Origin of the sequence: Granulicatella sp. HMSC31F03, from assembly GCF_001807725.1 — a bacterium.
GTDB classification, from domain to species: Bacteria; Bacillota; Bacilli; order Lactobacillales; family Aerococcaceae; genus Granulicatella; species Granulicatella adiacens.
The window spans coordinates 1-20,926 of sequence record NZ_KV790872.1 but is presented as its reverse complement, the minus strand read 5'-3'; the positions used below and the strand labels follow the sequence as shown (position 1 = coordinate 20,926).

The following is a 20,926-nucleotide window of genomic DNA, read 5'->3' as shown; positions in this document are numbered from 1 at the left end:
AAAATTCCATCAACCCTAAAAATTATAGAACCTTATTTTTATAGTGATTTAAGATAGATAGAAAATCAAAGATATTGGAAAATCATTCCAGCGTCTTTTTTTCGTACGAAATTATCATATATGGTAATTATCATATATGATAATTTTCAGTTTGAAAAAACTTTTTCGAAAATCTTTTTTTGTTTTAAGTTCATTTTAGGTAAGCTCGTTATGATAGAACCATCAACAAGATGTTGATAGGAAGCGAGGAGGACTAACATGAGAAGAAGCAAATTAATTGTTCTACTATCCACAATTACCATTGCAACTACATTGGTTGCATGTCAAAACACACAAGCACAAACAGCGACTGAAACTTCACAAGTACAATCGCAACAAAGTCCTCCCGCTAAACCTGGAGGAGAAGGGTTTGGCGGAAGTGACCAAGTGACTCAAGGGGATGCAGCAACAAACTTAACAACAGATGCAACAGTAACTGGAGAAACTTACGAATCTACTGGTGATGATGAAAATGCGCTTCGTGTAACAGGGGCAACAGTTACATTAGATGGCGTAACGGTTAACAAAACAGCCGGAGCGACATCGAATACAGAAAACGGAGACTTCTATGGAATAAACGCAGGATTCTTAGCAACCGATGGAGCAACAGTGACGATTAAAAACGCTACTGTAAATACAACGGCTCAAAACGGTAACGGAGTGTTCAGTTACGGCTCAGGAACAACCGTCAATGTATCAGATACAAGCATCACAACAACAAAAGATAACTCAGGTGGTATCCAAACTACTGGTGGCGGCACGATGAACGCTACAAACTTGACGGTGAATACCGCAGGGAATTCATCAGCAGCGATTCGTACAGACCGTGGTGGGGGTACGGTAGTCGTAGACAAAGGAACTTACACTTCTACAGGATACAACTCACCAGCCGTATACTCTACAGCAAATGTAACTGTTAAAAATGCAACTTTAAACGCTGAGAACTCAGAAGCACTTGTAATCGAAGGTCAAAACTCTATTACATTAGAAAATACAAATGTTACAGGGAATATGAGTTCACCAGAAGGTAGCTCTTCAGACAACAACGTACACAATGTGATGATTTACCAATCAATGTCAGGAGATGCCGAAAGTGGAACGGCTACTTTCACAATGAAAGGTGGCTCGTTAACAGGACGTAATGGAGACCAAATCTATGTAACGAACACACACAGCGTTATTACTTTAGAAGACGTAACAATTACAAATCAAGATACATCTGGCAGATTACTTGCCGTCTTAGGAAATGATGCGACACTTGGCTGGGGTACAGCTGGTGCCAATGGTGGTCAGGTTGAATTAACAACGACAAACCAAACATTAACAGGAGCTATTGAGGTGGATACCGTTTCTACTTTGAACTTTACAATGGGCAAAGGAACAAACTTTACAGGTACAATCAATATAGTAGAAAATGCTGAAGGAGGGACTGCCGTGGATAATAATGCAGTAATCACAGTAGAAGAGGGGGCGACATGGACGTTGACAGGAAACGTCAAAATTACATCTTTAACGAACAAAGGAACCATTAACTTGAATGGATATACGATTACATTAGCCGATGGAACCGTCTTAAAATAAAACTTAACGAATCTTGAAGAAGTTAGACAATTGTCTAGCTTCTTCTTTTTTTCTGCATTGGAATGGGTCATTTTTTTCAAAATAGTAGTGTATGATTCATTTTAGGATGTCTCTAAAAAAGACTTTACACTTTTTCAAGCGCTTTTTGAAAGTGGAAGAAAACAGGAGATTGTGATAAAATTTGTTAAAAGAACGTATAAAAGAGGTGCTCTGATGGATCAAAACGAAAATAAAAATGTAGAATTAGAATCGGTTGAAAAGAAAGCTACAGAAGTGAAAGAAGAAGTAGTAGAAGCTGCTGAAAAAACAGCAGAAGAAGTTAAAGAAGTTGCAGAAACAGCCAAAGAAGAAGTTTCTGAGGCAAAGAATCCTGAAGCAGATGGAGACTTTAAAGAAGTTGTAGAAAACGTAAAAGAAAAAGCAGGAGAAGCAACTGAAAAAGCAAAAGAAGTTGCGGGTGTTGCTAAAGAAAAAATGGAAGAAGCAGCCAAAAAAGTATTCACTGAAGAAAATAAAGAAAAGATGAGTCAAGCAGTGGATACAGTAGCAAGCTATAATAAAAATTCATTATTTGAAAAAATCTTCTTTGGGTTTTCGGTTGCTATCGCGTTATTCTCTGGATTAGTGGTTCTTAATGGTCTTGGATATGCCTTAAAAGGAAATGCCTTATCATCCGTTGATTTTTACGAAGTTTCAAATAAAGTGAAAAACTTAAACTTATACTTCAGTTTAACGTTCTTCTTAACGATTATTGCAACTGTTTTTGTAGCGTATTTCTTATTTATGGCGAATAAATCTAAGAAAAACTTGTGGACAAATGTTAATGTCACTTCATTAGCAATGGTCGTTAGCGTATACTTAGCTCACCTTTTAGGCGGAGGGTTCATTAGTCTTATCGGTACAATGACAGATATGTTTAATGGAAAAGTGAACACATCTATTTCAAATCTAGTAATGCAAGCTTTCACAGATCCAAATCATGCGACAAAACAAGCGATGTCTTTAGTGAACAGCTTCGAATCAGGATCTAAATTAGCGGTATTATTCTATATTGTTGCCTGTGCAGCAGCGATTGTTACTTCTTACTTCTATTATCAAAAACTATTCCAAAAGAAAGACTAAGAAGTAGAATGACTTTCTCTTCTTAAGGGAGATTAGTTTATTTGAGAGCAGTTCAGAAGTAACAAAAAATAAAATTGCTACTCTTTGTTAGTAGTGGCCTGAATTGAAAACTAAAAATAAACGAGACAATCCCCTTTCTGTATGCTAATTGCACAGAGGGGATTCGTTGATTATAGAGAATTATTGGGGTGAACCCATTTTGAATAGTTATTGAAGACATATTATGGACTGAGGTGAAATTATGGCATTTTTCTTAGTGGGAAAAGACAATTCATCGTTTTTTTCTAAGAGAACTACGTGGGAACTAGGAGCAGCCCTTGAAGCTGCTAATGAAGGCGATGTTATTGAAATTGAAGATACTTATTGCCTAGAAGGGTTAGATTTATTTATTCATAAAAATATTTCTCTGATTGGGAAAATGAATAAATCAAGAGAAGATAGTTTTCCACTGATTTTGGGTGCGATATTTGTGGATAATTGTACGGTGCATTTAGAAAACATCATTATTCGAGATAATCGTGAAGAAAGTAATGCACTAAACTTATGCAATCAAGCAAAAGTATATGCGAAAAATGTTTTAATAGAAAATCAACTAGTGGAAGGAGAGCTTTATCCTCTTTGCTTTATTGAAGAGTCAGAGTTGTCTTTAGAGGATTCTTTTGTGAGAGCTGCTTCGTGCATTGCCGCTAAAGATTCTACATTAAAATTTTCTCAAACAGATTTGTATTCACATATCATTCTCGAGCATACGGATTTAGAAATTGCACATTCCAAGGTAGAAGTGGAAGGTAAAAATGCCATTGTTGCAAACGACAATTCCAATATCTCTATTCTCGACTCAACAGTTTCCGCTCAGGGACAGGTTGAAGATTACCCGATTGTGCTTTGTAGAGATTCGCAAATTTCTACAAAAGAGTCGAAAATCATTTATTTACATGCGCTAGAAAATTATACGAGTGCTCTCTATTTAGAAAATTCGAAAGCGACGATTGATTCGACGGTTGTAAACACTTTTGAAAGTAAAGGATCAAAAGCGACAATTCACAATCAACTTTGTGTGCTAGAGACGGCTATGATGACAGAGAGTTCCCAAATAACAGGGGATGCCTTAGTTATTGGTGGGCGAGATAATGGCAAGGTGAATTTATTCCTAAGTGACAGAAGTTCTCTAGAATTAAAGCTTCTTGCTATCGGGGTTGAAAAAGATCCAGATATTAAGATTGAACGTGGATCTCATCTATCTGCAGAAAAGACAGTCTCTATTTTGACGAATGAAGAACAAGACATCTTACTAGACAGTGATAATCAATTAATGTTTGATGGTCGAGAAGTGACTACAGAATATTATGGTGAAAAAACAGCCAGTGAGAGATTAGAAGAAATGATAGGGTTAGAGAACCTGAAGAGTGAAGTCAAGGAATTTATCGCTATTTCTAAAATGAATAAAATCCGTAAGGAAAAAGGATTTGCGACTTCAGGATTTAACTTACATTCATTATTCTTAGGGAATCCAGGAACTGGTAAAACAACAGTCGCTCGATTAATGGGACAATTACTACATGAAAATGGCATTATTGCTTCTAGCAAATATGTTGAAACTTCTAGAAGTAATTTAGTGGGACAATATATTGGTCATACTGCTCAAAAAACAAAGGAAATTTTAGAATCTGCTTTAGGCGGGGTATTGTTTATTGATGAAGCATACACGCTTGCAGTAGGTGGTGAAAATGATTTTGGAATTGAAGCTATCAACGAAATTTTGAAATTTATGGAAGATCATCGAGAAGATTTAGTTATTATCTTTGCAGGCTATACGAAAGATATGGAAAGATTCTTAGAGATGAACGAAGGACTTCGAAGCAGAATTCCAAATACCTTTGTTTTTGAGGACTATACTTACGAACAACTTGTGCAAATTGGGTTGGATGAACTTGCGAAAAATGGGTATACGGTAGATGCAGAGGCGTATAAAGCTTTGATTGAAAATAATTTAGAAAAAACCAATGATCATAGTAATGGTCGATGGGTCAGAAATCAAAACGAAAAAATCTTACGAAAATTAGCAGTCTATATGTTTGATAATGGATTGGAAGATTTAAATGATATTCCAAATGCGATTATTGAACAATGTAGGGTCTAATTAAAATAGAAAGAGAGGCGTACTGATGGCAGAAGAATTTGATAATGAAGTAAAAGAAGAAAAACAATATGTTTTACCTGGTGGAGAAGGCGGAAATGATAAAAGTATTTTCGGAATTTGGGAATCGATCCAAAATCATTTAACTCCCGAATATAGAAAAAGATACTTTATTCGCAGACTCCTTTGCTGTATTGTAATTACTATTATTTGGTCTTCTATTACAGCTGGGTTTATGCCTGGCTTATTAAGCAATATTGTTTCGCTCCTGTTAGGAGTTTTGTCATTTGTTTTTTGGCATTATTCTTATTGGAGTTATCAAGGTGGACATATCGATAACTTTTTAAGTGGATATATTCGATTTGGAGGGTTCATCAGTTTAGTGTTTCGAACAATTTTTCAGCATGTTTTAGTCTATCTTTGGATAACCTTCATTGCTCCTTTAAGTGGATATGTCACTTGGCAAAAGGCTGTTAAAAAAGATAAAGTACTATACATTGAAACAAAATTATAAGACAAAGAGGTGAATTTGATCACCTCTTTTTTGTTTTAAGTTCATTTTAAGTTCGCTTCGTATACTAAAATCATCAAGAAAAGGAATCGAGGAGAACGAGATGGAACATAAAAAACAATGGTTATTGACAACAACATTATTTATCTCTCTAGGTTTGGCTGCTTGCGGATCACAAAGCGTATTAAGCCAAGCAGAAGCACAAGCGCAAACCACTACTAAGACATCTACAACTTCAAAGGCGCAGACGACTTCTTATTTTGAAACCTCTGATTTAACAGCAACTTACGATGAATCAACCGCTTCAAAAATTTCGTTGCAAGGGACAACCACTACCGCTTCAGGTGAAGGGGTAACAGTGAATGGAAGTACAGTGGAAATTACCAAAGCTGGAACATACATCGTAGAAGGAACGGCATCGAAAGTTCAATTGAAAGTTGCAGCAGGCAAGGAAGATGAAGTACAAATTGTCTTTAAGAACGCAACATTGAAGAATACAGAAGCTCCGTTACTCGTAGATTCGGCTAAGAAAGTGATTTTAACATTAGCCAATGGAACGAAAAACGAAGTAGCCGATGAATCAGCATCAACGGTTAAAGGAGCCATCTACTCCGATAGTGACTTAACGATTAACGGGAAGGGTTCATTAACGGTAACGGGTGCAGCCAGTAATGCCATTAAATCAAAAGACGGCATTCGCATTGTAGATGCAACCATCACTACAACAGCCAAAAAACACGGAATTGCAGCGAATGACTTCGTGAACGTATCGGGTGCAACCTTAAACTTAACAGCCGATGAAGATGGCATTCACTCAGATAACGAGGATGATGTATTGCTAGGAAATGTTTACTTAGTCAATACGAATATTACCGTCAATGCTGGAGACGACGGAATTAACGCTTCGAATACGCTGCTCATCGATGAAGGTGCGACAATTGACGTACAAAAGAGTGAAGAAGGTCTTGAGGCTCGCTTGATTCACCAAGTTGGTGGTACCGTTACTGTAAAATCTTCTGACGATGGATTAAACGCGAAAGACTGGACGTTAGAATCCTCTGACGAGCAAGGTCCAGGTCAACAAACGAAGACAGTAAAATCTGAAGCCGCAAATGCGAAAAACTTAGATCAAGCAGGTGATGTGAAGATTGTGATTGACGGAGGAACCTTAACAGTAGACGCTGAAGGGGACGGTCTTGATGCTAACGGATCAATTGAGATTAACGGAGGAACAATCGTTGTCAATGGTCCAACAAGCGGTGCAAACGCAGCTCTTGACTACGATGATAACGGAACATTAAACGGTGGTACTGTTCTCTTTGTCGACAATGGACAAATGACGATGGGATTCGGTAGTGACTCTAATCAAGCTTACTTAATGGCAAGCATCCAAGGAACGGCTGGCTCGACCGTTGAAGTAATTGATTCTTCAGGGAAAACTGTCGCAAGCTTAAAAGCCTCTAAGTCATTCTCAACAGTATTAATCAGTAGCCAAGATATTAAAGAGGGCGAAAAATATACGATTAAAGTTGGTTCAAACACAACAACGGCTACAGCCTCAAAACAAGCAGTTAATGTTGGTGGAGGACCTGGAAAAGGTGGACCTGGTGGAGGACAACCAGGACAAGGAGGTCCAGGCGGTAGACAAGGCCGATAATCGTTACTAGGAACCATGAAAGGGGTGAGTCCACCAAAATATGAAGGATAAGAATAAAGGTAAAATCAATTTTCAAAAAGTGAGGTGGGTCCACCAGGACATGAAGACGAAAGAAGTAATTGAAACATTTTTTAACAAATGAGGTGAGTCCACCAAAAAATAAAATAGAGTAAGAAATTCATGAAAAATAAACAAAGGGGGTGCGTGTTATGTAAAGATTTATGAAAAAAGATAACAGCACATCTGACAAAAAATGGGGTATTCTCTCAACTGGCGAAAGCTTAATTGAGACAATACCCCATTATTCATGTTATATTATCTAACATAAGAAGTAAGGCTGATTTTGACAACGACTAAAAATGTTTTTTAGAATATACTTACATAAAGGAGGAAGACAGATGGGTGAAAAAGAACTGCGACGTTCACTAGCCGTCTTTCCAATCGGAACAGTGATGAAGCTGACCGATTTATCTGCAAGACAAATTCGATATTATGAAGAACAGCGATTGGTAATTCCTGAACGTTCTGAGACGAACCGTCGCCTGTATTCCTTGAATGATGTCGATCGCTTATTGGAAATTAAAGATTATTTGGCTGATGGATTAACCATTATGGCCATTCAGAAAATTTTCAATAAAAATACAAATCCCGTAACAAAAGAGAGCGTAAAAGAAACGCTAACGGATGAAGATGTCCGTAGAATTTTTTATGACGAGATTATGCATATTAGCCGCTACTCTGGCGGGGAAAAATGGAACTTATAGGAGGAAGCCAATGATTACACATGAAGAGATTAGAAGACAGGTAGAAGAGAAAGATGTTCGTTACTTACGATTAATCTTTACGGATATCCTTGGGACTATTAAAAACGTGGAAGTGCCAATTACACAATTAGATAAAGTGTTGGCCAACAAAATGATGTTTGATGGTTCATCTATTGAAGGATTTGTTCGTATCGAAGAAAGTGATATGTACTTATATCCAGACCTTTCAACTTGGGTGGTATTCCCATGGAGCAGTAAACATGGTACCATCGCGCGTTTAATCTGTGATGTTTACAAACCAGACGGAACACCATTTGCGGGGGACCCTCGTTCAAACTTAAAACGTGTGTTAAACGAAATGAAAGAATTAGGGTTCTCAAACTTCAATTTAGGACCAGAGCCAGAGTTTTTCTTATTCAAATTGGATGAAAACGGCGAACCAACCCTTGAAGGAAACGACCAAGGAAGCTACTTCGACTTAGCTCCAATCGACCTTGGGGAAGAATGCCGTCGCGAAATCGTTCTTGAATTAGAAAAGATTGGTTTCGATATTGAAGCGAGTCACCACGAGGTAGCGCCAGGGCAACACGAAATTGACTGGAAATACTCAGATGCAGTAGCGGCTTGTGATAACATCCAAACGTTCAAATTAGTAGTAAAAACAATTGCGCGTAAACATGGATTACATGCGACATTTATGCCAAAACCAGTATTCGGAATTGCCGGTAGCGGAATGCACTTCAATTTATCCTTATTTGATAAAGACGGAAACAATGCGTTCTTCGACGAAAAGGGTGACCAACGTTTAAGCGACACTTGCCGTCACTTTATCGCAGGAGTGATGAAACATGCGAAAGCTCTAACTGCGGTATGTAACCCAACCGTAAACTCGTACAAACGTTTAGTTCCAGGTTACGAAGCTCCTGTATATATTGCATGGTCAGCACGTAACCGTTCACCGCTGATTCGTATTCCGGAATCTCGTGGAATTTCGACTCGTATTGAATTGCGCAGCGTAGATCCTTCTGCAAACCCATATTTAGCAATGGCTGCGATTTTAACGGCTGGTCTTGAAGGGGTTAAAGAAAAAATGGAAGTTCCTGCAGCTATTGACCGCAATATTTATGCGATGTCTGCTCGCGAACGCAAGGAAGCAGGGATTGATGATTTACCAGGAACATTAAATGAAGCGATTGAATACTTGAAACAAGATAAAACCGTTCAATCAGCATTAGGAAGTCATATCTTAGACAACTTTATCGAAGCGAAACGTTTTGAGTGGGCTGCATATCGTAGTCAAGTATCTCAATGGGAATTAGATCAATACTTAAAACTATTCTAAAAAATTAAATCAAAGGGCGTATCGTCGTGATGCGCTCTTTTTTGATACAGATATCTTTGCCCAACACCGCTTTCCATTGATAGTAAAGCTTTCTCTTCGGTAAAGTTTTGACATATTTTGCTGAAAGTGTAATACTGATAAGGAAACATGAAAAGAAAGAGAGTGCACACATGTATATAAAAGAGATGTCGAATGCGTTAGAAGAGTATCATTCTTTTATGGAAACACAAGCCAATAGAACGGTTTTTCAAACACCTGAATGGGGTGAAGTGAAGGCAGATGGCTCATGGACAAAAGATGTATTGCTGGTTATGACGGATGCTCATGAACCGGTTGCCGCTGCGATGATTCTTTACCGTAAATTACCCGGAGTGAATAAGTATTTAGCGTACGCGCCTCGTGGGATTGTAACGGATTATACAAATGCAGAACAATTAAAATCGATCTTTGCGACTTTAAAAGTCTATTTAAAAGCTAAAAATGCATTTGGATTAAAGATTGACCCAGAGTTACAATGGCGTGAATGGACAAACAAGTTCGAAATGGTCGAAGGTGGATTCAACAATGAAGAGTTCCGCAATAACATTTTAGCGTCTGGTTTTGTCGAACGCCCCATGGATTTAGGGTTCGACGGGATTCAACCGCGTTTAACAATGATTTTATCATTGAAAGATGAAGGGAAAGGCATTGTCGAAACGTTCAATAAAAAAGAACGGTATAAAGTGAATGTGGCGAAGAAGCAAGGGGTTGTTTGCTACAAAGGAACGCTTGAAGATATGCCAATCTATGATGAGTTGAACAAGATTACGGCTGAACGTGATCAATATGTGGCACGTAGTATCGAGTATTTAACAACAATGTACCAACACCTTCACCCTAAAGGCATGGTGGATTTATACTTTGCCAAAGTAGACTATAATGTCCAATTATCATTTGCGACAAATCGTTTAGAAACTGCGCAAAAAGAGTTCGATAAGTTAACAGGACAATTGGGAACCCTTAATAATCCTAAGCGAATTGAAAATGTTCAAAAACAAATCGACTCTCTAAAAGTAAATATTGAAAAATACGAAAAAGAAATTGACCGTGTGAAAGCTGACTTAGAAAAGTATCCAGAGGGGAAAGTAGTCAGTGGAGCTTTTGTAGTGACGTACCTCGATAAAGCCTACTACTTATACGGGGCTAATATTACTGACGATGGTGGATTGAATGCGAACAAAGCGCTTGTATCGTGGATTATGCAAACTCTTTATGATGAAAAAGGCATTCGCTCATTCGACTTCTTTGGAGTTTCGGAAGACCAAGAACATCATGGTGGTATTAACGGCTTTAAGCAATCGTTTGATCCTGAGTTAGTCGAATATATCGGTGAGTTCGATATGCCAATCTCTAAGTTCTGGTTTGAAGTGTTCCATACTTGGGCGCCTAAAGCAGTCAGCTTAAAGAACAAATTATTAGTAAGACGTAAAAAATAGTCAAAAGGCTGGAAGAAGTTTCCGGCCTTTTTTAAAAAAGATTGAAAGGAGAATGGAATGCAGAAAAATAGTCATTTAAGAAAACTTGTTTTTATCGCATTATTAACTGCTCAAGGAATTGTCTTAGGGTTGTTGGAACAAGCCATTCCGTTTCCTTTTGCGTTTGCACCAGGGGCTAAGTTGGGGTTGGCGAATATAGTAACTTTAATTAGTTTATATACTTTATCCTTTAAAGAGGTCGTCTTTGTCATTGTGATGAAAACGTTGCTGACAACCGTTCTTGGAGGGACTTTTTCTACTTTTCTATATAGTGGTATGGGTGCCCTTGTCAGTTTTATCGGAATGTATCTTGTGAAGCAGCTTGGTGAAAAGCGGGTCAGCATGATTGGAGTGAGTGCTACTGGTGGAATTCTGCACAATGTAGGGCAATTGATGGTAGCAAGTTGGATGGCTAAATCGTGGACGGTGCTCTTATATTTACCAGCAATGTCAATCGTTGGAATCTTTGCTGGTATAGCTGTTGGGGTTGCCGCAAATTACGCGTTGGCTCATATTAAAGTTCTTCAATATTTTTCTAAAAAATAGAAGGGTTCCTTCGTGAAAAAAAAGACAATCCTATGGACAAAAGCACAATTATAGACTATACTACTAAAGTGATAAAGCTCAAGGGGGATTTACAATGACAAAAACAAACATTGTAGTAATCGGTGCCGGTTTTGCCGGAGTTGCTGCTACCAAAACATTGTCACATAAGTTGAAAAAGAATAAAGATGTTACGATTACATTGATTGATAAACATCCTTACTTAACTTATATGACGGAATTACATGAAGTTGCTGGGGGGCGTGTTGAACCAGATGCGATTCAATACGACTTACAAAAGATTTTTGCTCGTTCAAAAAATGTCAACTTAGTAACAGATACCGTTACGAATCTTGATAAAGAAAACAAAGTAGTTCGCACAAAACATGGTGAATTCTCTTATGATTATTTAGTGCTTGGAATGGGTGGAGAAGCAAATGACTTCGGCGTCCCAGGGGTTAAAGAAAATGGATTTACGTTATGGTCAATGGAAGATGCTGTTAAAATGCGTAAACACATCCTTAACTGTGTTGAAAAAGCAGCTAAAGAACATGACCCTCAAAAACGTAAAGCGTTATTAACGTTTGCGGTTTGTGGTGCCGGATTTACTGGGGTTGAACTAGTCGGTGAATTAATGGACTGGATTCCAGTGTTAGCACATGAATACAATTTAGATAAAGAAGATTTTGACTTATATATTATTGAAGCCGTTCCAACTATCTTAAACATGTTAGATGCAAGCGATGCGGATAAAGCAGAAGCCTTCATGGTAAAACGCGGCATCAAAGTGATTAAAGGAAACGGAATTTCTGAAGTGAAGCAAAATAGCATTCGCTTAGCAGACGGTACGGTTATTCCAACTTACTCACTATTCTGGACAGCAGGCGTTAAAGCTAACACTGAAGCAGAAGTGTTTGGGTTTAAAGCAGCAAGAGCAGGACGTTTAGTCGTTAATGAGAATATGTTAATCGATGGCGAAACCGATATTTTTGCTGTTGGAGACTTAGCGTACTATGAAGAACCAGATAAAGAAAACCGCCCACATCCACAAATTGTACAAGCGGCTGAACAAACTGGTAAAACAGCAGCGAAAAATATTATCGCATCTATCAACAATACTTCAAAAGTTGCTTACAAAGGGAAATACGATGGATTCATGGTTTCTATTGGTTCTCACTACGGCGTAGCATTCTTGATGGGTAAATGGCACTTAAGTGGATTTTTCGCAATGTTGATGAAACATCTCGTAAACATCAAGTATTTCTTAGAAATCTTCTCACTATACTATGCGATTCAATATGTATTCCATGAATTCTTCCATATTAAAAACCGTCGTAATATCTTCCGTGGACACCTATCACGCTACGGTAATGTATTATGGTCAGTGCCGCTTCGATTATTCTACGGTGGTATGTGGACAATTGAAGGGTTGAAGAAAATCTTTGGTTTATGGGGAGCTCATAGCTGGATTGATGGAACTCATTTAGCATTCCCATTCCCTTGGTTGTTAGAACCAACTTCTGCTGCAAGTGGAGCATCTGAAGCTGTTTCAGCAGCAAGTGGTGCTACAGAAACAGCAGCACAAACAGCTACTCAAGTCGTTTCGTTCGGTTTCAACTATTCATATGGGGAACAACCAGCAATGGTATTAGAAAAGATGCCAGATTGGTTTGCTTCAATCATGCAAATCATGATTCCTAATGTTGAAGTTGCACATTTAATGCAAAAAGTAATGTCCTTTGTAGAGTTAGCAATCGGTCTTGCTATTATGGCTGGTTTCTTAACATGGATTGTCAACGCAGTGACAATCGGTTTAGTCGCAACATTCTGCTTATCAGGAATGTTCTACTGGGTAAACATGTGGTTTGTTCCTGCTGCGATTGCATTAATGAACGGCTCAGGTCGCGCGTTTGGGTTAGACTACTACTTCATTCCTTGGTTCCAAAGAACAGCTGGAAAATGGTGGTATGGTAAATCGAAAGCAATCTATGGCTTCGATAAGCAAGGAACCCAACTTGTAAAATAGGATATGGTATAATGAGGTCGACAATTTTTGTCGGCTTCTTTTTTTAAAAGTCGATATGAAGGAGAAAATATATGACGGCTGTACATCCAATGTGGATGAATTATCCAGAACTTCACGAAGAACTAAAACAAGTAAAAAAATTAATGAAAGATTCCATTCAAATAGAGAATAAGACTATTAAGGATGCAATTTTATCAGTCCTTGATTCTGGGGGGAAAATGGTTCGTCCTGCATATTTGATTCTATTCTCTATGTGGAATGACAATAGAAATAAAGAAGAAGTTCGTGCTATTTCGGCTGCTCTGGAGTTATTACATGTGGCAACATTATTCCATGACGATGTGATAGATGAATCTAGCGTTCGAAGAGGTCAAGAGACGATTAGCGCAAAATTTGGGAATCGAGTAGCCATTTATGCAGGGGATTATTTATTGACGGTTTGTTATCAACTGTTATCATCCTATAGTAAAGATTTAGTGAATATCCAAATTCCCACACGTGGAATGATGCAAGTAATTCAAGGGGAACTGTCTCAAATGGAAGAACGTTATCGTTTAGATGTGACGGTTCAAGACTATCTGAAGAGAATTGAAGGGAAAACAGCGCAACTTTTTATGTTAAGTTGTATGATGGGAGAACGATTTTCACTCTTGAAAGAAGAAGCAAGAGCAAGGCAAATTGGCCATGCGATAGGAATGTCTTTCCAAATTTTAGATGATATCTTAGATTATGAAATTGATGCTCATCAATTTGGGAAACCGGTATTAGAGGATGTAGCTCAAGGGGTGTATACTTTACCGCTCATTATGGCTTTTCCTAAAAGAGAGAAGGAATTGCTCCCGCTTCTAGAAAAAAAGGAGCTTATTTCTGAAGCGGAAAGAAAAAAAGTGCAACAACTGGTATTAAAATCTGGTGGAGTAGAGTCTGCTAAAGTATTAGCTAAAAAATATACGGATCGCGCTTTGCAACAAATTGAACGACTGCCAGAAAAGAATGTAAAATCGATGTTGTATGATATCACAAACCGTTTATTGCAACGAGAATATTAATAACTATTCATTCACAAAGATAGGTGTTTTCATTTTAGAAAACACCTTTTTCACTTTATTTCTTCAAGTGAAAAGAAGAGCAAAATTTCAGAGAAAACTAGACTTTTGCCCGTGATATGCTATAATAAATGTTACGAAATATAAAATATAGAGAAGGATGGTAAAAACCATGATTATCAAAAAATCTTTATCTGCAACAGCAGTATTATTATCATCTGTGTTTGTTTTAGCAGCATGTGGCGGAAACAGCAAAACAGATTCAAGCAAAACAACAACACAAGCAGCTACAACACAAACTGCAACTACACAAGCGGCGGCACAAAAATCTGATGCAGCTTTAAAAGATGGTACTTATAAATTAGTATCAGCTGCTGACAAACGTGGTTGGCATGTTGAATTTACGATTACTGTTGAAGGTGGAAAAATCACTAAATCTGATTATGACAACTTAAACGATAAAGGTGAACGTAAATCAGCAGATGCTGCATACGAAAAATCAATGAAAGATAAATTGGGTACTGGACCAGCTGAATACTTTAAAGCATACAATGAAGGTCTTGTTTCTAAACAAAATCCTAAAGATGTTGAAGTAGTTACAGGTGCAACAAACGCACATACTTCATTTGTGGAATATGCAAACAAATTAATTGAAGCTGCTAAAAAAGGTGATACTACTGAAATTAAAGTAGAAGCACCAAAAAACTAATGGGTTACAAGTGAAAACTGCGAACTCCTGTACTTTTCGTGCAGGAGTTTTTAGTTTATTGATAGGGAATAGGATGCCGAATTACTGGAATAAGGTTTAGTTTTTATGAAAAATGAGATACAATACATAGGATGAATGAGAAGGAGAGTGTTATGAGGAAAAAATGGATGAAATGGGGCCTTTTGGCAGTGATGTCTACAACGGTTTTAGCAGCTTGCCAAAGTCAACCGAAGAATGAAGCAGACACTGTTTCTGGCGCATCAATTAAAACTCCAAGAGAAATTATTAAATCTCCGGTGAAAAAGACAGATTTCTTATTAGGGACGGCTGTTTCATTGTCCGTCTATCATCCTAATTCTGAGGCTCTAATCGAGAGTGCTTTGGAGATGATTAAAGATTTAGAAAAGAGAATTACTGTAAATGCTTCTGGATCTGAAGTGGATGAAGTAAACATTGCTGCCGGTGAAAAGCCTGTAAAGGTCAGCGCGGATGTTTATGAACTCATTAAATTGGGATTGGAATATAGTGCGGAATTTAATGGCGCATTTGATATTACTGTGGGACCATTAACGTCGTTGTGGCATATCGGATTTGATGATGCCAAAAAGCCTACTCAAGAAGAAATTGATGCAGTTCTCCCTCTTGTCGATTATAAGGAAGTAGAGCTAAATGATGCTGAACAAACAGTGTTCTTGAAGAAAAAAGGAATGAAATTGGATTTAGGCGGGATTGCAAAAGGATATATTGCCGATAAGGTTTGGGATTATTTTGCTAAAGAAGGGGTAACGACGGCCGTTATCGATTTAGGTGGAAATATTGTTGTTATGGGAGGTTCCCCTGCAAGAAATGGGGTTGCATGGAATGTGGGAATTCAAGATCCAGTAGAATCTCGTGGGACAACTTTAGGGACGATTTTAGAAAAAGATAAAACAATCGTCACTTCAGGAATCTATGAACGATACTTAAAAGTGGACAATCAAGTCTATCATCATATTTTAAATCCTAAAACGGGTTATCCTTATGAGAATAATATCGAAGGAGTATCGGTAATTGTAAATCGTTCGACTAAAGGAGACGCTTTATCGACTTCGATGTTTTCTATTGGGGTGAAAGAAGGATTGGAATATGCGAATAGCCATAAAGATGTGGATGTCATTTTTGTGACCAAGGATAAAAAGGTCTATGTATCCGATTCGATTAAAGAGACTTTCAAACTAACAAACGGAGCACTTGAGTTGAAGGAGTCTATAGAATGATGTCAAAAAAAGAGTTTATTGAATTAGTGGAATTGCGAACGAAATTGGCTAGCGTTTTCCCATTTTTAACTGCTTTATGCTATTCTTTTATATTATTTAAAGAAATAAACGTTCTTAACATGTGTCTCTTCTTTGTTGGAATGTTGTCATTTGATATGGCAACGACCGTTATGAATAATTTGATGGACTATGTAAAAGCAAAGAACTCTGACTATCGTGATCATCATAATGTAATTGGAACAAGTAGTTTAACGGTGAAAAAAGCTTGGCAAGTATTCGGAATTCTGTTTGCAGTTGCAGCAGTTTTTGGGATCATTCTTGTAGCGCGCACAAACATCCTTCTACTAATGGTCGGGGCACTTTGTTTCTTTATCGGTGTCTTCTATACCTTTGGTCCAATTCCGATTTCACGGATGCCTCTTGGTGAAGTGTTGTCAGGCTTCACGATGGGATTTGGGATTTTCTGGATTACGGTATTTTTAAATGTGCCAGAAGGAACTATTTTTGCAGGCGTGCAGTTAGACGGAAGTATTTTAACGATGCAACTGGATATTGTTTCTCAGTTAAAGGTGTTTCTATTATCATTGCCACTTGTTTGTACGATTGCCAATATCATGTTAAGCAACAATATTTGTGACTTAGAAATGGATATTACCAACCATCGTTATACATTGGTTTACTATATTGGAAAGAAACAAGCATTAGTGGTTTATCAAGTACTTTATGCAGTTGCGTTCGGTGCGATGGTACTAGCAGTATTATTAGGAGTTGCGCCATGGATACTACTTGGTGTTCTTGCAGTTGGAATTCCTATTTATAAACATATTCAGCAGTTCAAAGCTGTACAAGATAAGAAAACCACCTTTGCTTTAGCCATTAAAAATATGGTAATGATTCATTCTTTACAAATTATTTTGCTTCTTGTAGCAATATTGCTAGGGGACTAGTGTTGACTTGACAAAATTTCGCTGTTTCCTTATGATTAAATAGATATGGATTTATAGAAAGTAGTGAAAGAATGGCACAGAAAAAAGCAGCGTTAGCTTGTAGTGTATGTGGATCAAGAAATTATACCATTACTCTTGGTCAAAATCGTCGAGTTGAACGTTTAGAAATCAAAAAATTCTGCAAATATTGTAATAAACAAACACTACATCGTGAAACAAAATAAAGAGGAAAGGGAGACCCAGCATGCGTTTTTTATCAAATGTTATTAAAGAGATGAAAAAAGTAACATGGCCAACAGGTAAAGAAGTAAACAAATATACTATTACAGTAATTATTACAGTGGTAGTAGCATTAGGCTTTTTTGCTGTGGTGGACTATGGGATTCATCAACTCATTACATTCCTTTTAAAATAATAGTACTTTATAGTGATTAGTGATATACTAAAAGCAGTTGAAAAAACCTTCGTCTTGAAGGTTTTTTTGTATGGAAAAATGTTGTTGATTCTTTAAGGAGGAGTATTAATGGAAAAAGAATGGTATGTATTACACACGTATTCAGGATATGAAAACAAAGTAAAATCAAATCTTCTATCACGTATCCAAAGCATGGGGATGGAAGAAAATATTTTTCGCGTCATCGTTCCTGAAGAAGAGGAAGTTGAAGTAAAAGATGGTAAAACAAAAACAACGGTGGAAAAAACTTTCCCTGGTTATGTATTAGTTGAAATGGTAATGTCTGACCAAGCTTGGTACGTTGTTCGTAACACTCCTGGCGTAACAGGTTTCGTTGGTTCGCATGGTGCAGGGTCAAAACCTTCTCCATTATTACCTGAAGAAGTAGAAGCAATCTTAGGACGTATCGGTGAAAAAGTACATGCTCCAGTTGATTTACATGTATCTGTTGGAGACTACGTTATCATCACTGAAGGTGCCTTCAACGATATGAGCGGTAAAGTAGTAGAACTTGACCACGAAAAACAAAAAATTAAAGTGGCGATTGAAATGTTCGGTCGTGAAACCATTGCAGACTTAGAGTTCCACCAAGTGAAAGAAGATGACTCTTATTAACATGTATCCTACAATGTTAGAACGTTTTATTCGATATGTGAAAATCAATACGCGTAGTGACTTGAAATCAACTAGCATCCCTACGACAAAGAGTCAATGGGAATTCTTAGAAATGCTTCGTTGCGAGTTAGTGGAGTATGGCTTTCAAAAAGTAGAACTCGATTCAGAGGATAGCTACTTAGTGGCGCTTTTGCCAAGTAACTTAGAAGAAGGAAGTGCGGTTCCGGCGATTGGTTTTATCGCCCATGTCGACACCGCGGATTTTAACGCTGAAAATATCAATCCACAAATTCACGAGAATTATAACGGGGAAGATGTGGTGCTCAATGCCAAGAAGAATTTGGTAATGACTGTCAGCGAGTTTCCAAACCTCAAAAATTATATTGGGGAAACGTTGATTACCACAGATGGAACAACACTGCTGGGTGCCGATGATAAGGCAGGGCTCGTTTCGGTATTAGAAGCTTGCTTACACTTAATGGTGCATCCAGAGATTCCGCATGGCGATATTTGGTTAGCGTTTGGCCCAGACGAAGAAATCGGTAAAGGTGCACACCGGTTTAAAGCGGAACGTATGCCTGCGAAATTTGCCTACACTTTAGACAGTGGAGTGGTAGGAAAGTTAGAATATGAAACGTTTAATGCAGCTCGCGCGGTGGTAACGATTCACGGGACAAGTGTCCACCCAGGGCAAGCCAAAGATGTCATGGTGAATGCTTTGGCGGAAGCGGCAAAACTATTTGCTCGCATGCCAGGAGATGAAGTGCCAGAACGTACAAGTGGATACGAAGGCTACTTTATGTTATCGAAACAATCAGGCGACATCGGTAAGGTTGAATTGGAATATATTATTCGTGATCACTCGATGGAGAAATTCGAAGAGAGAAAAGCGCGGTTCCAACAAATCGTCGATGCGCAAAATGCAACGTATGATGTGCCACGTATCGAATGTACGATTTACGATGAGTACTATAATATGTATGAAATCCTAAAAGACGATATGACTTCAGTTGAAGTAGCAATTGAGGCTTATAAAGAATGTGGTATCACGCCAGATATTCAACCATTCCGTGGAGGAACAGATGGATGTATTATTACTTATAAAGGAATCCCAACTCCAAACTTATTTACCGGAGCTGAGAACCTCCATGGGCAATACGAGTTCGTAACTCTCGAAAGCATGCAAAAAGCAAGTGATGTAGTATTGAAGATAATTGAATTAGTACAAAATAAAAAGGTCGGGTAATTACTCGGCCTTATTTTTATAGACCTCGATTATCGTTAAAGTAAGATAAAAAAGAATAGGAATACATTGTCATATGTTATAATGCATTACAAATACTTAGAATATTAATAAGGCAAGCTATTCGAAAGTAGGTTTAAAATGATTTTGAACAACAGAATAGGGAGATGTTTAGGATGAAAAAAGTAATGATTATTATTAATCCAACTTCTGGTGGAGAAAGAGCTTTGGATTATAAAGAAAAAATTGAAAACAAAGCGAAAGAATATTTTGATGTTGTTGAAACTAGAATCACCGAGAAAGCAAAAGACGCAACTATTTTTGCTGAAGAAGCTGTTAAAGAAAAAGCTGAAGCTGTAGTAGTGTTTGGTGGTGATGGTACCGTTAATGAAGTAATTTCAGGAATAGCTGAAAAAGAATATATTCCTAAACTAGGAATTATCCCAGGCGGGACAGGTAATTTAATTACAAAATTATTAGAAATCAGTCAAGATATTGACCAAGCGATAGAAGAACTCGATTTCAACAATACTAACGCTATTGATATTGGGAAAGCTAACGATCATTACTTTGGATATATTTTTAGTGTGGGATCCCTGCCAGAAGCCATTCACAATGTTGAAATTGAAGATAAAACAAAATATGGTGTTCTAGCGTACGCCATTAATACAATGAAATCGGTATTAAATGATGAGGTGTTTACGATTCATGTTGAAACAGAGAATGGAAACTATCATGGTGAAGCTAGTCAAGTACTTGTTCTATTGTCCAACTATTATGCGGACAAAAAAATGTTTGATGACAACAAAGATGGTTATGCCAATATATTGATTCTTAAAGATGCTTCTATCTTCTCAAAACTTTCACTCATTCCTAATATATTAAAAGGGGATGTGGTTGAAAATGAAAATATCGAATATATTAAAGCAAAAAATATAAAAATTTCATCGGATTCCAAACTAGAGTCTGACGTTGATGGAGACCAATCAGACGATCTTCCAGTTGAGATTAAAATTTTGGGAAATCACGTTTCAGTTTACTCTGCTCCAAAAGAGTAAAGTGAATACTCGTACAGAAATAATAACAAAAAGCGTTCGAGAAGATTCATTTGACCTCTTCTTGAACGCTTTTCTAATAGATGCCGAAAACAGGGGTCGAACCTGCGACCTACGCGTTACGAGTGCGTTGCTCTGCCAACTGAGCTATTTCGGCTGATGTACTTTTTATTATACGAGCCTCTAAAAAGAAAGTAAAGACTTTATTGAAAAATCAATGAAAAAGGAATTGAAAAATTTTTTAAAAAATAAATCATTTCGTTTGCAAACAGTCTTTGGTTATGATAAATTAATATCACTGTGAAGCGAACGTTCGCTTTTAAAACAGTTCCAAAAAACTTTGAAAAAGTTGAATAAAAACTGTT

General features: G+C 37.5%; 19 protein-coding genes and 1 tRNA gene. 19 read left to right on the top strand and 1 reads right to left on the bottom strand.

All coding sequences use genetic code 11. The features are described 5' to 3' along the window. Window positions 1-258: 258 nt before the first annotated feature. The 19 genes from HMPREF3106_RS08940 (at window position 259) to HMPREF3106_RS08850 (ending at window position 20,564) form a co-directional block, all read left to right on the top strand. Window positions 259-1,620: an autotransporter outer membrane beta-barrel domain-containing protein gene (locus HMPREF3106_RS08940; RefSeq protein ID WP_053091345.1), complete on the top strand. Its 1,362-nt coding sequence runs from the start codon at window positions 259-261 to the stop codon at window positions 1,618-1,620. Window positions 1,621-1,833: 213 nt separating this feature from the next. Next, window positions 1,834-2,742, top strand: a complete 909-nt coding sequence (locus HMPREF3106_RS09485) for a hypothetical protein (RefSeq protein ID WP_049554826.1) — start codon at window positions 1,834-1,836, stop codon at window positions 2,740-2,742. Window positions 2,743-2,983: 241 nt separating this feature from the next. Continuing rightward, the gene (locus HMPREF3106_RS08930; RefSeq protein WP_049554825.1) at window positions 2,984-4,882 is read left to right on the top strand and encodes an AAA family ATPase; all 1,899 of its coding nucleotides are present in this window, start codon (window positions 2,984-2,986) and stop codon (window positions 4,880-4,882) included. Between the two features lie 25 nt (window positions 4,883-4,907). Next, window positions 4,908-5,393 (top strand): hypothetical protein, encoded by a 486-nt coding sequence (locus HMPREF3106_RS08925; protein ID WP_049554824.1) that lies wholly within the window; start codon window positions 4,908-4,910, stop codon window positions 5,391-5,393. A gap of 100 nt (window positions 5,394-5,493) precedes the next feature. Continuing rightward, window positions 5,494-7,047, top strand: coding sequence for a carbohydrate-binding domain-containing protein (locus HMPREF3106_RS08920; RefSeq protein ID WP_049554823.1), 1,554 nt, complete (start codon window positions 5,494-5,496; stop codon window positions 7,045-7,047). 398 nt (window positions 7,048-7,445) lie between these two features. Continuing rightward, complete coding sequence (locus tag HMPREF3106_RS08915) at window positions 7,446-7,811, top strand: MerR family transcriptional regulator (RefSeq protein ID WP_049554822.1); 366 nt, start codon at window positions 7,446-7,448, stop codon at window positions 7,809-7,811. Between the two features lie 10 nt (window positions 7,812-7,821). After that, window positions 7,822-9,153: a type I glutamate--ammonia ligase gene (glnA, locus tag HMPREF3106_RS08910; protein WP_049554821.1), complete on the top strand. Its 1,332-nt coding sequence runs from the start codon at window positions 7,822-7,824 to the stop codon at window positions 9,151-9,153. 170 nt (window positions 9,154-9,323) lie between these two features. Further along, complete coding sequence (locus HMPREF3106_RS08905; protein ID WP_244266365.1) at window positions 9,324-10,628, top strand: peptidoglycan bridge formation glycyltransferase FemA/FemB family protein; 1,305 nt, start codon at window positions 9,324-9,326, stop codon at window positions 10,626-10,628. A gap of 57 nt (window positions 10,629-10,685) precedes the next feature. Next, window positions 10,686-11,213 (top strand): Gx transporter family protein, encoded by a 528-nt coding sequence (locus HMPREF3106_RS08900; RefSeq protein WP_049554819.1) that lies wholly within the window; start codon window positions 10,686-10,688, stop codon window positions 11,211-11,213. Window positions 11,214-11,307: 94 nt separating this feature from the next. Then, complete coding sequence (locus HMPREF3106_RS08895) at window positions 11,308-13,236, top strand: NAD(P)/FAD-dependent oxidoreductase (protein ID WP_049554818.1); 1,929 nt, start codon at window positions 11,308-11,310, stop codon at window positions 13,234-13,236. Window positions 13,237-13,307: 71 nt separating this feature from the next. Further along, window positions 13,308-14,285: a polyprenyl synthetase family protein gene (locus HMPREF3106_RS08890; RefSeq protein ID WP_049554817.1), complete on the top strand. Its 978-nt coding sequence runs from the start codon at window positions 13,308-13,310 to the stop codon at window positions 14,283-14,285. 169 nt (window positions 14,286-14,454) lie between these two features. Beyond that, entirely contained in the window at window positions 14,455-14,991 is a 537-nt protein-coding gene (locus HMPREF3106_RS08885) for an FMN-binding protein (RefSeq protein ID WP_244266364.1), read from the top strand. 152 nt (window positions 14,992-15,143) lie between these two features. Next, a complete protein-coding gene (locus HMPREF3106_RS08880; protein WP_049554815.1) occupies window positions 15,144-16,247 on the top strand; it encodes an FAD:protein FMN transferase in 1,104 nt (367 codons plus the stop codon). Continuing rightward, on the top strand, window positions 16,244-17,194 hold the full coding sequence (locus HMPREF3106_RS08875; RefSeq protein ID WP_049554814.1) for a 1,4-dihydroxy-2-naphthoate polyprenyltransferase: 951 nt from the start codon (window positions 16,244-16,246) through the stop codon (window positions 17,192-17,194). The genes HMPREF3106_RS08880 and HMPREF3106_RS08875 overlap by 4 nt, the downstream gene beginning before the upstream one ends. A gap of 71 nt (window positions 17,195-17,265) precedes the next feature. Next, complete coding sequence (gene rpmG / locus HMPREF3106_RS08870; RefSeq protein ID WP_005606057.1) at window positions 17,266-17,418, top strand: 50S ribosomal protein L33; 153 nt, start codon at window positions 17,266-17,268, stop codon at window positions 17,416-17,418. Window positions 17,419-17,438: 20 nt separating this feature from the next. Continuing rightward, window positions 17,439-17,609: a preprotein translocase subunit SecE gene (gene secE / locus HMPREF3106_RS08865; protein ID WP_049554813.1), complete on the top strand. Its 171-nt coding sequence runs from the start codon at window positions 17,439-17,441 to the stop codon at window positions 17,607-17,609. Window positions 17,610-17,717: 108 nt separating this feature from the next. Further along, the gene (gene nusG, locus HMPREF3106_RS08860) at window positions 17,718-18,263 is read left to right on the top strand and encodes a transcription termination/antitermination protein NusG (protein ID WP_005606052.1); all 546 of its coding nucleotides are present in this window, start codon (window positions 17,718-17,720) and stop codon (window positions 18,261-18,263) included. Then, entirely contained in the window at window positions 18,250-19,509 is a 1,260-nt protein-coding gene (gene pepT / locus HMPREF3106_RS08855) for a peptidase T (RefSeq protein ID WP_082160239.1), read from the top strand. Before nusG ends, pepT begins: the two co-directional genes overlap by 14 nt. Window positions 19,510-19,682: 173 nt before the next feature. Next, window positions 19,683-20,564 carry a diacylglycerol/lipid kinase family protein gene (locus tag HMPREF3106_RS08850; protein ID WP_049554812.1) on the top strand — a complete coding sequence of 294 codons (882 nt, stop codon included), beginning with the start codon at window positions 19,683-19,685 and terminating at the stop codon, window positions 20,562-20,564. Window positions 20,565-20,645: 81 nt separating this feature from the next. On the opposite strand, the gene HMPREF3106_RS08845 is transcribed toward HMPREF3106_RS08850, so the two are convergent. Continuing rightward, window positions 20,646-20,718, bottom strand: a tRNA-Thr gene (locus tag HMPREF3106_RS08845). Window positions 20,719-20,926: the final 208 nt, after the last annotated feature.